We start from the raw sequence: 11,841 nt of genomic DNA on the forward strand, positions 1-11,841 counted from the left end.
TGATTTGCTTATTTCAAGTTGAGAGTGGGGTATACCTATAAAAATATAGAAGCGATTATGGTTGAAAGCTAGAATAAAAAATCAAAGGATTGAGGCAAATATCTTATAACGTTAATAATCAAATAACAGGATTTACTACGATAGCGATAGGTATGCTATTGGATTTTTAGGAGAAACATTATGAAGTGGCAAGACAGACGTGGCAGCTCGAATGTGCGCACCACCAGTGGCGGTGGCAAGATGATTGGCGGCGGTATCGGCGGTATTATCATTGCTGGTATTTTATGGCTGGTGTTTGGGGTTAATCCGATGACCGCATTGCAAACGGGGCAAGTGATTACGGGCGGCGGCAATACGTCTACCCAGCCTGCTACTAGCGACGACCGTGATACACGCTTTGTCAAAGTCGTGTTAGCGGATACGGAAGAAGTTTGGCATCAGATATTTAACGAGGCGGGGAGTACTTATAAAGAGCCGTCATTGATTTTATTTAATGGACAGGTCAGCTCAGCTTGCGGCAGTGCCAGCGCCGCCACAGGGCCTTTTTATTGCCCAGGCGATCAGACGGTATATTTGGATACGTCGTTTTTTGTAGAAATGCGGCAAAGTTTGGGTATTACTGGCGATGAACAAGGTTCAGGCGATAGTGAAAATCAAGGTAAAGCGGGAGACTTTGCGCAAGCCTATGTCATCTCTCATGAGGTCGGTCACCACGTGCAGACTTTGCTTGGTATTACTCAGCAAGTCAATGAAGCCAGTCGTCAAGTAACACGCGCGCAGGCTAACAGGTTATCCGTCATGCAAGAGTTACAAGCCGATTGTTTTGCAGGTGTCTGGGCGCAGCGCAATCAAGAGCGCGTACAGTTCTTGGAAGCGGGCGATATTGATGAAGCCATCAATGCGGCCAGTCAAATTGGTGATGACCGTTTAGCGCGTGCCGGCGGCGGCGCTGTGGTACCAGATAATTTCACTCATGGCACCAGTCAACAGCGCGTGCAGTGGTTTACCCGTGGTTTAGAGAGCGGTAATGTGCAAGCGTGCGATACTTTTAGCGGCGCGTTATAGAGTTCGTTTTGTGTTATAAAAATATTTGGGTATTGCTTACCCTATAAACGTAAAAAAGCCTGCAAATCCATTGCAAGCTTTTTTCTTGCTAACTTTTTAATAGTCAGCTATCTTTTTTCAATACTCATGTAATCTATCATCTTAATTAAGATAATGATTTAATCATAGCTAATGAATAGTGATTAACGAGTTTGGTCAAGGATATAAGCACCTGCGCCGCCGATTGCTGCGCCGCCGATTGCACCGCGAGCGATGTCTTTACTGTTGCCGCCACTTTTAAGAAGTGCGCCAGCCGCTGCACCAGCAGTTGCGCCTTTAGCAGTGTTGCTTAAGCCACTGTTGTAACCATAACCATTGTTAGCACAACCGCCCATCATCAAAGCTGAGCTTGCAATCGCAGTTAGTGCAAAAGTTTTAGCAAATTTCATGGTATCACCTATTAAGTTGTCAAATTTGAAATCCAATATACAGGATGTATCTAAATATGTCTGTACTACTTTTAATAATAGCTTGTTTGTCTCTATCAAGCCGTAGTAGAAACGCTAAGCTTTGCAAATATACGGTAAATTATGTTACTTCGCTGTATCATTGGTAGGGGTTTTGCTTATAGTTATTGTATTTATAATGATAGTCCGCTAACTGTTTTTTGCAATTGCGTAATTGCAAAACTAAAAAGGCCACATAAAGTGGTCTTTTTTAATCTAGCAATCTAGCTAACGATCTAATTTTGTGACTTACGTTTCATTTGCTCAAAGAATTCATCATTGGTTTTGGCTTCTTTTAAACGATCAAGCAAAAACTCAGTCGCTTGCACGCCATCCATTGGTTGTAACAGTTTACGCAATATCCAAACTTTACGTAGTTTATCTTCATCAAGTAGGCGCTCTTCGCGGCGGGTACCGGATTTTTTGATATTAATCGCAGGGAAGACGCGTTTTTCGGCTAAGTCACGCTCAAGGGTAATTTCTTGGTTACCCGTACCTTTAAACTCTTCAAAAATCACGCTGTCCATTTTACTACCCGTATCAATCAAGGCACTGGCAATAATGGTTAAGCTGCCGCCTTCTTCGACGTTACGCGCCGCGCCAAAAAAGCGTTTTGGACGTTCTAACGCGTTAGCATCCAAACCACCGGTCAATACTTTACCCGATGATGGAATAACAGTGTTGTAAGCACGGGCAAGACGGGTGATAGAGTCAAGCAAAATGACCACGTCTTGCTTATGCTCGACCAGACGTTTAGCTTTTTCGATGACCATTTCGGCGACTTGGACATGGCGCTGCGGTGGCTCGTCAAAGGTTGAGGCAACGACTTCACCGCGCACGGTGCGTTCCATCTCGGTCACTTCTTCTGGACGCTCATCAATGAGCAAGACGATAAGGTAGCATTCAGGATTATTGCGGGTGATAGACTGAGCAATAGATTGCAAGAGCATGGTTTTACCGGCTTTTGGCGGTGCAACGATAATCGAGCGCTGTCCTTTACCAATCGGGGCAATCAGGTCGATGATACGACCAGTCAAATCTTCAGTCGTACCATTACCAAGCTCTAGCTTTAATTGCTCAGTTGGAAATAATGGCGTTAAGTTCTCAAAAATCAGCTTATGACGCGAGCGATCTGGGGTATCAAAGTTGATTTCACCAACTTTTAGTAGCGCAAAATAACGCTCAGAATCCTTTGGCGGACGAATGGTGCCCGCGATACTGTCGCCCGTCTTGAGACTAAAACGGCGAATTTGGCTCGGACTGACATAAATGTCGTCAGGGCCTGCTAAATAAGAGCCCTCTGATGAGCGTAAAAAGCCAAAACCATCAGGAAGTACCTCAAGCACACCGTCGCCGTAGATGGCTTCGCCGTTACGGGCATGGGTTTTTAAGATAGCAAAGATAATGTCTTGTTTACGGCTACGCGCCATATTATCAAGGCCCATTTCTTTGGCGATGGCCAATAGCTCAGCGATTGATTTTTTCTTTAGTTCAGTAAGATTCATAGATAGGTCATTAGCAGTTGATCAGATGAGAGATGCCATTATCAGCACAAATCACGACAAGGATTAAACAAAGGGTGTAGGGCGATAGAGGGTATATACACAGGGCTTGGGGCTTATGTAGGATTTGTTTTACGTGCCAGCTTATAAACGCCTTGCAAGACAGTCGGGCAGGTTTATAAAAAGTGAAGATAAAGAAGTCTACATAAGAGTCTGCGTCAAAAACTCAATATCAGTAATTGTGTTTAGTCATTGCGTTCAGTAGTGGTGTTTTATAATGACGATTGTGTTTTTGTTGATAAACACGAGGAGAATAGCGACAAGACACTTAGGAAAATGATTAGTTTTCTCTTGTCAGCAGACTATACGGCGTTCAAGACAGCGTTGTCAATAATTTTTGCTAAAAAAGCTATAATATCCAGCTTTTTGCTCAGAAAAGCAGCAAAAAAGCCATTAGCTCAAAAAGATAATGGCTTTTTCAATACGTACTTTATAAATAGCATAGCGCATTCTTTAAAATCGCTATTTTTAACAAACACCTTTAGCGATTATTAGAGGGCGTTTATTAACTGTACTTATAGATGTTTATCTAATACTTTAGCAAGTTCAGCTTTTGGCTGTAAGCCCATGACTGAATCGACTTTTTCGCCATCTTTAAAGACAAATAGCGTTGGGATGTTGCGGATACCAAAACGGCTCGCTGCTTGCGGGTTGTTATCGACGTCGACTTTAACGATTTTGACTTTACCTTGGTACTCGCTCGCCAAATCTTCTAAAATAGGTGCAATGGCTTTACAAGGACCACACCAAGTTGCCCAAAAGTCTACTAGCACTGGCATATCAGATTGTAGAACGTCTTGGTCGAAGTTTGCATCAGTGGTATTAACAATAAGGTCTGACATAATTTATCTCTCTTGTTTTATTATTTCTATCACCAGTCATCATACAATACGGCTGTCATATTCGAGCGATGAGTGGTTAAAGAATGGTTGGGAGGTGGTGAAAATCTGCCATTATATTAACATGTTTGCTCAAAGTTGACAGATGCAGGCGGGTTAAAATGTTTAACTATTACTATTAGCACAATAAATCGACACATAATGACACAGGTTATGTTTTATCTGTCACCCTAATCTCTTGCGGGCATTATTCTACATCTAGCATGTTTACCGTGTAGCGCCGTTAATATTTCTAAACCCTAATATCATTTATTGCCTTATTAGAATAATCTATTTTTAGACCACCAACCTTTTGATATAAGTAGCCCATTTTTATGCCTTTTACCGATGAAGCAATAAACGCCTTAAACGCTCAAGAAAATGCCTATCCTCTTGCGTTTTTCCAAAAATTTGCCCAAGACATTACTGTCTATGAGGACGATGACATTTGGGTTGTTGATAAGCCCGCCGGACTGTTAAGCGTCGATGGTAAAAGCCTTAAGGTAAGTTTATTGGCACGGCTCGAGCGCGCCAATCCGGCGGTAAAATTGATTCATCGTTTAGATATGGATACTTCAGGGCTGCTAATTTTTGCCAAGAATGCCGCCGCACAAAGCCATATTAGTAAGCAATTCATCGACCGGTTGCCGCAAAAAAGCTATCAAGCGCGCGTCTTTGGGGCGTGGCAGCGTGTCGGTGCCAAAGGCGAGATATCAGTGCCAGTACGCTATGAGCCCACGACCAAACCGCGGCATATCGTTGACTATGATTGGTCAAAGCATGCATTGACATTGTATGAAGTATTGGCGCATGAAGAATGCAATGGTCAGGTCGTCACCCGCGTGCTGTTAAAGCCCGTGACCGGACGCAGTCATCAGCTGCGCGTGCATATGGTACACGTCGGTCATGTGATGATTGGCGACCCAATCTATGCTGAAGGTGATGCCTTAACAATTGCGCCGAGGCTTAATTTACATGCCCAGCATTTGCGCCTCAAGCATCCGACGCTTGGTGCTTGGATGGATTGGGAAAGCCCATGCCCTTTTTAGCCATTCCTCTTTAACAACTTTTTTGATCAGCTCATTTTAAAAAGCTTTTTTAAATAAATCATGCAAAACAAGGATCGTATTATGCTTGATATCAATACCGCTAAACAGACGCTTAAACAGCGCTTTAAACCTAAATCGTCGTCATCTACCTCAAAGACGCCCGTCGATTGCGAGGTGCTGATTATTGGCGCAGGGATTGCCGGTATCGGTATGGCGTGTCGATTGCAGCAGCAAAAGCACAAAGGGCTGTTTGGGCAGAAAAGCCCAAGTCGCTTAAAACAGCGAGCCACAAGAAAGCGGCAAAAAACTAGCCAGCGCTTTGTGGTATTAGAAAAACGCGCAGACTTGGGCGGTACGTGGCATTTGTTTACATATCCTGGTATTCGTTCCGATTCTGATGCTTTGACCTTTGGCTATAGCTTTCGTCCATGGTTGGACCATCGGGTATTGGCAAAAGGCGATGATATTAAAAACTATATTGCCGATACCGCGCGTGTGTTTGGCGTCTCTGAGCACATTCGCTATCAGCATGAGGTGCAACAACTGTCTTGGTCAAGCCATAGTCAGCAGTGGACGGCAACGGTAAAAAACCATGTAAGCGGCGAGGTATTTGCCTTAACGGCAAAGTTTGTCGTCGGTGCTACAGGCTACTATGATTATGAGCAAGGTTATCGCCCGCATTTTGAAAACGAAGCAGATTTCCAAGGTGAAATCATCCATCCGCAGCATTGGCAAAACGTCAATTATGACGATAAAAAAGTGGTCATAATCGGTAGCGGTGCCACCGCGATGACGCTACTGCCCGCTATGGTCGATGAAGAAAGCGAGCAGTGCGCGCAGCACGTCACTATGCTACAACGCTCGCCGACCTATGTAGCAAGTGTACCGGGCGATGATTATGCGCTTGATTGGCTGGCAGGTAAATTTTCGCCGTTATCAAAAACGCAAGCTTATAAGCTACTGCGCGCGCGTAATGTGTTGATGCAACAAGGGACGTATCGAGCGGCAGTTTTTGCGCCCACAGTGATAAAAGCATTATTAAAACGTGGCGTTAAAACCGAGTTAAAGGGCAGCGGAGTTGATATTGCGCATTTTATGCCTACTTATAATCCGTGGGATGAGCGGCTTTGTGCCGTGCCAGACAGCGATTTGTTTAAGGCATTACATGGCAAGCACGCTGCCGTCGTGACTGATCAAATTAGCCACTTTACCAAAACTGGCATCATGCTTGATTCTGGTAAACACCTTGACGCTGATATTGTTGTGACCGCAACGGGGCTAAAGCTGCAAATGCTTGGCGGCGCGAAACTATATATCGATGGACGGGCAATTGATATTGGCAAACGCATGACGTATAAGGCGGTGATGATTGAAGGCGTGCCAAATATGGTGGCGCTATTTGGTTATACCAATGCGTCGTGGACGCTCAAAATCGATTTGGCTTGTCAGTATGTGCTGCGGCTTCTCAACCATATGCACAAGCACGGTTATCAGGTGGCAGTGTCACAAGCAAAAACTGCGCATAGCGAGGCGCATGCGCAGCCAGATACGGTGATGGGCGCGCTATCGGCAGGCTATGTGCAGCGCGCGCAACACCAATTACCGAAACAAGGCGATATTTATCCTTGGCGGGTCACCAATAATTATCTGAGTGACCGCGTGATGCTTAAATACCGCAAAATAAAGGACGATTGGTTAAATTTTAGTCGTTAAGTGTTATTAGTGGTTGTCTTCTCATGCTTATCGATAAATTCTGAGACTTGCTTGCTTAGGATTTGCCACAAGGTTTCTTGCGCACTTTTGCTGCCCCAGGCGTTATGCGGACTAAATATCACCCGCGGATGGTCAGCAAGGGTTAATAAAGGGTCGTCTTTGACAATCGGCTCTTGCTCAAATACATCGGTGGCATAACCAATAATTTGCTCGTCGTTAATGGCATCGCTCAGCGCTTGGCTGTCGACAATACCACCACGAGCGACATTAACAATTAGTGGCTGCTTAGCCATTTTTGCTAAGGTGTCTTTATTAATTATGTGCTTGGTTTGCTCGTTTAATGGGCAATGTAAGCTCAATACATCAGACTGCGCAAGTACCTCATCGAACGCCGTATAATCCTCATTACGCGGCGTACGCCCTTGATGCTCCGCCCACAATACCGTCATCCCAAAAGCGCGGGCGATGTCGGTGACACGTTTACCGATAGTGCCAACACCAATAATACCAAGCGTCTTATCTTCCAAATCTATCAGTGGAATATCAAGTAAGCAGAAATTACCATCATCTTGCCACGTACCGTCCGCAACTTTTTCATGATAATAGATGCCTGCGCGCATGGCCGTTAGCATCAGCATAAAGGTATGCTCGGGCACGCTTTTGACCGCGTAACCTGCGACGTTATATAGCGCAACATTGTGCTTAGCGCAGGCATCTTGATCGACGTTATTCATACCTGTTGCGGTCAGTTGGATAAGCTTAAGTTTCGGCAGATTGGCAATGACGTCAGCGCTGATTTGGACTTTATTGGTAAAAATGATATCAGCATTTTGACAGCGCTCAATAATCAGCTCTTGAGGTGTATCGTCGTAAGTAATGTAGTCAGTCACGCCAGCAGGTGCTGGCAAGTCGATATTGTCAGAAAAAGTACCCTTGTCTAAAAAAACCGCTTGCATGATGTTTCCTTATCTCATTGTTATTTTAAATAGATGATATTTTAAATAGATGACGTTTTAAATGGCCTTGCATTTTAAATAGGCTGACAGAGTTATTGGCTTAATGTAGCACGTTGCCGCACTTAGTCAAAAAATGCGTCAAAAACCCCATCGAAAAGCGTGCAGTAAAAAACCTCTACTTCAATTGAAATAGAGGTTTTATTTTTTGCGACAGGAGTTCTTGTGCTTATATCGTTCCTAAGCTTATAAAGAAAAACGCTTATAAAGAAAAACGCTTGCGCAATTTGCCAATCAGACTTCGAACGCGACTGCTTAAATCAATACGTACATCGTTTTCAGGGTCGTGCTCGACTTCATAACGCTTAACCAACTCAGGGCTGGCTTTGAGTTTTGCATGATGCTGGAAAGCACGGTTGACGCTAATCTCAAGTAGGCTGGCACGCATGGGCTTCGGTAAGCAGCGATAAACCTGACCTTTATTAATCAAATCAATGAGCAAGCCCGCATCCTGAAATTCCGTCTGTACCAAGACCACCAAGTGCGGCGCATCTTGTTTTAAGGTGAAGATAATCGGCGCGATATTTTCGCCGCTGACATTGATGTCGGTAATACACACGCCGATATCTTCATTGGCCAAATAATCGTAAGCTTCTTCTAAGCCTTCTGCGTGCAGGACTTTATAGCTATGCGAGAACTGCTTGCTTATTTGCTCAATCAGCTCGTCGGTTTCATCGATGACCAACAGTGTCTGCTTTTTACCCGAGCTATCAAATTGCTCCGCGTCCTCATCTGGATTATAAGTCAACGCGATTTCGGTAGCGCGACCGACGACGGCGAGCAGTTCTTCAGATTTACAAGGTTTGGTCAAATAACGATAAATCTCACCATCGTTAATAGAGCCGATAATGGCGTTTAAATCAGCATAACCGGTCAATAAAATCCGCATGGTAGACGGCGACACTTCTTTGACTTCACGCAAGATATCGACACCCACGCGCTCAGGCATACGTTGGTCGCTGACCGCCACGTGTACATGGTTATTTTTGATATAGTCGATATATTCAGTCGGGTCAGTGGTGATAAAAACGTCATGCGTTTTACGAAACAGCAGTTTCATCGAACGTAAAATACGTTGTTCATCGTCGATAAACGCCAACTTCGGTTTTGGTACAGACCCTAGCTCGTCGCCAGAGGTTTCCATTTCATGGTCAAGTTCATTCATGATGATTTCCTTATGATGAATAATAGTACGTTAGTTTTATATAATCATTTAAATAGCAATTGAGCTCACAACAAAACGAACACCAGAACCTAGCATTTATGCTGCTAGGCTTTGTTCGGTTAAATCATTATCAATCGGTAGCGTTAAGGTAAAGGTAGTGCCAACGCCTTCGGTTGAAACCGCTTTAATGTCGCCATTATGCTGCTCCATAATCTGCTGACTGATGGCCATCCCAAGACCGGTTCCTTCGCGCGCGCCCTTAGTGGTAAAGAACGGCTCAAAGATTTGGTTAAGTACCTCGGCGCTCATGCCTTTACCATTGTCGCTGACATCAATATAGACATGATTGTCATCGGCGCGCGTTCGCACTTCGATTTTGCCATCTGGTTTTTCGCCCATGGCTTGCGCGGCGTTATTAAGCAAGTTCACCAAGACTTGGTTGATTTGCGACGGCGAGCATTTAATCTCAGGCGTCGGCGTAAAATCTGTGACAATTTCTTGATGTCTGATAGAGTTACCAGCGATTTTCAATGACGCTTCGATACATTCGCGCACATCGATGGTTTTCACTTTTGACTCATCAAGACGGGCAAAGTTACGTAGGTTTAGGACCATCTCGGTGATTTGCTCGATACCAAAGAGTGAGTCTTTAATCAGCTCTTTAAGCTCAGTAGACAAATCATCTTCTTGGATTTCATCCGACGCACGGACGATATCAGCCAATAACTTATCAATTTTGCCATCAGTAGCGGCATCAGTTTTAGCGGCTTTTAACCCTTGTACCAACTCAATCAACTCTTCGTATTGCTCAGTCAACTGACCGATAATCTCAAGGTTGTTTTGCACATAAGATAATGGCGTATTAACCTCATGAGCGACGCCCGCCACCATTTGACCCAAGGTTGCCATTTTTTCTGAACGGATCAATTGCAGCTGAGAGTTTTTCAGCTCTTTTAGCGTCTCTTGTAGCTCAGCGGTACGCTCTTCAACTTTAATCTCTAGCTGCTGATTAATATTGGCAAGCTTACCTTCGTTAGATTGGATACGGTCTAGGAGGTCATTAATAGAGCCGTTTACCAGCCCAATCTCGTTGCGACCTTCGGCGAATTTAACCTCACTTAGCTTATTGTATTGCTTATCATTAATCAGGTTTTCCGCTTGCGCGATTTTATCGGTGGTTTCTTTTAACGGTTTAAACGCTAAATAAGTGAGCATAAAGTAAATCAAACCCGCGGTGATAAGTAGCGCGAGGGCAATCCAGTTAATCAGATTTTTACTTAGATTGTCAGCGATGGCGTTAATTTCAGCATCAGGCTGGACGACGATAAGTTTCCAATAAGTCTCAGGAATCTCAAATACGTACGCTTGGCTGCCGTTATAATAGCTGTCTTTTTCTAACTCAAAGCTCTGCAATAAGCGGCTGTCCATCGCGTTTTGCTTATTTTCACCGTTGTTTAGATAAGCGGCGTAGTTGACGAGATAATAGCCTTTTGACGTACCGGTTTCGGCTTTATCAAGCGTGGTCAATACCTGCTGAACTTGCGGCGATACACTAGCGGCAACGCGCTCGATGGTTTCGTTACGCTGCGTCTCCAAGAAGTTTAATACCGGATTCCAAGCAGGGTCAGCGTTGATAACTTGTTTGATATCAAGCGGTGTACCGGTGGCTTCGTCGATATAGCTTAAGCGCTCAGGGTTAGAGGAGGCGATAACTTTGTCACTGTTATCGAGCAGTAAAATATAACCTGAGCCCGAGCTTTCGCTGAGCTTAACGATGTTTTCTTGTAGCTGGTTGAGGGTAAAGTTGACGGTACTGGCACCCCAGAACTGGTTGTCACGCTCGATGGCGACACCGCAACTCATCGCCAGCTCGCCTTTAGTTTGGCTGGCGCGGACATGGTTCCAGATACAGCTTTCAGGTTTGAGCAATTTCAAAACGCTAAACCAGTCTTCTTGATAATAAGGATTGGCAGGGTTTGGGTCGCTGAGTACCGCTTGATAATCGCCGTTTTGACGCACCATCAAAAATGGATGGGTGGCGGTATTGGCGCCCAGTGCGCCTTTTTCTGGCCAAATGCCGCCACTACCTAATAAGTTATAATCGCGCTTATCAAAAGCATTGGCGGTACTGGCTTGCAAAATCGCTTCTTGTGGCGGCAAAGTCTGCGCGCTTTGCTGCAATAACAGGGCACTGCGCATCACGCGATTGATATCGGCTGAGATACTATTGACCGCGGTATTACCACGCTCAGCGACCAGTTTTGCCGATTCAAGGCGAATTTTTTCATGACCTTCTTTATCAACAACATACACAACAACGGCTAGTACGATCACAAAAGCGATAAATAGAATGGTCGTCACTTGGGTACTGACTTGGTTAAAAAAGCCAACTTTTTTGGAGGCACTCATGAGGGGATTGTCCTTGGATAAACGTGACCACAAAGCAGACTGTCTATACAGACTACTGATGCTATTTGCTGTGAGCAATCGATGATGTGGTGATACGTAAGCCTTACGAAAATGGGATTTGAGTATTGGGGCAAAGTTTTTAAGATTATCACTCAGTTAAATATCTAGATATATAACTAGTATTAAAGTATTTACGGTTAATTCATAACTTAAACGACTATGAAAAACACTATTTGGCTTACTTAACGGTCTTAAAAAGGACGGTATTAAGTAGGAGGTTGCCGAAGTTTTGTGTTTTAAGACTTGATAGTTAAATTTTTTGAATAAATTTTTTATATTATTTGGAAAATCTAAAAGGGGGTAATGGTTAACATAGCTTCAATAACAATAAGAAATGTTAAATTGCATATATTAACAATATAGAAACAATTTTATGATAACAATGTTTAGGGCATAGTAGCGAGCCTTTTTCTTTACTTGTGAGTCTTTATATATGGATTTC

9 protein-coding genes are annotated in these 11,841 nt (G+C 44.0%); 3 read left to right on the forward strand and 6 right to left on the reverse strand.

What is annotated here, in order from left to right; all coding sequences use genetic code 11:
• The first annotated feature begins 162 nt into the window (after positions 1-162).
• Complete coding sequence (gene ypfJ, locus IQ457_RS04780; RefSeq protein ID WP_318242147.1) at positions 163-1,065, forward strand: KPN_02809 family neutral zinc metallopeptidase; 903 nt, start codon at positions 163-165, stop codon at positions 1,063-1,065.
• A gap of 182 nt (positions 1,066-1,247) precedes the next feature.
• Here ypfJ and IQ457_RS04785 read toward each other — a convergent pair whose 3' ends face one another.
• The 3 genes from IQ457_RS04785 to trxA form a co-directional block, all read right to left on the reverse strand.
• On the reverse strand, positions 1,248-1,493 hold the full coding sequence (locus IQ457_RS04785; protein ID WP_068403710.1) for a hypothetical protein: 246 nt from the start codon (positions 1,491-1,493) through the stop codon (positions 1,248-1,250).
• A gap of 293 nt (positions 1,494-1,786) precedes the next feature.
• Positions 1,787-3,055, reverse strand: a complete 1,269-nt coding sequence (gene rho, locus IQ457_RS04790) for a transcription termination factor Rho (protein ID WP_068403707.1) — start codon at positions 3,053-3,055, stop codon at positions 1,787-1,789.
• Between the two features lie 572 nt (positions 3,056-3,627).
• Entirely contained in the window at positions 3,628-3,954 is a 327-nt protein-coding gene (gene trxA / locus IQ457_RS04795; protein WP_068403703.1) for a thioredoxin, read from the reverse strand.
• 371 nt (positions 3,955-4,325) lie between these two features.
• Between trxA and IQ457_RS04800 the strand changes: the two genes are divergently transcribed.
• Together IQ457_RS04800 and IQ457_RS04805 are read left to right on the forward strand one after the other, a co-directional pair.
• Entirely contained in the window at positions 4,326-5,039 is a 714-nt protein-coding gene (locus IQ457_RS04800) for an RluA family pseudouridine synthase (protein ID WP_191690755.1), read from the forward strand.
• Positions 5,040-5,120: 81 nt separating this feature from the next.
• Positions 5,121-6,752: a flavin-containing monooxygenase gene (locus tag IQ457_RS04805; RefSeq protein WP_200662297.1), complete on the forward strand. Its 1,632-nt coding sequence runs from the start codon at positions 5,121-5,123 to the stop codon at positions 6,750-6,752.
• On the opposite strand, the gene IQ457_RS04810 is transcribed toward IQ457_RS04805, so the two are convergent.
• The 3 genes from IQ457_RS04810 to IQ457_RS04820 form a co-directional block, all read right to left on the reverse strand.
• Positions 6,749-7,708, reverse strand: a complete 960-nt coding sequence (locus IQ457_RS04810; RefSeq protein ID WP_200662298.1) for a D-2-hydroxyacid dehydrogenase — start codon at positions 7,706-7,708, stop codon at positions 6,749-6,751. The two genes, IQ457_RS04805 and IQ457_RS04810, sit on opposite strands and share 4 nt — an antisense overlap.
• Before the next feature lie 259 nt (positions 7,709-7,967).
• Positions 7,968-8,930, reverse strand: a complete 963-nt coding sequence (locus tag IQ457_RS04815; RefSeq protein ID WP_200662299.1) for a response regulator — start codon at positions 8,928-8,930, stop codon at positions 7,968-7,970.
• Positions 8,931-9,026: 96 nt separating this feature from the next.
• Entirely contained in the window at positions 9,027-11,339 is a 2,313-nt protein-coding gene (locus tag IQ457_RS04820; RefSeq protein WP_200662300.1) for a sensor histidine kinase, read from the reverse strand.
• Positions 11,340-11,841 lie beyond the last annotated feature (502 nt).

It is taken from the genome of Psychrobacter sp. M9-54-1 (assembly GCF_016613355.1).
GTDB lineage: Bacteria > Pseudomonadota > Gammaproteobacteria > Pseudomonadales > Moraxellaceae > Psychrobacter > Psychrobacter faecalis.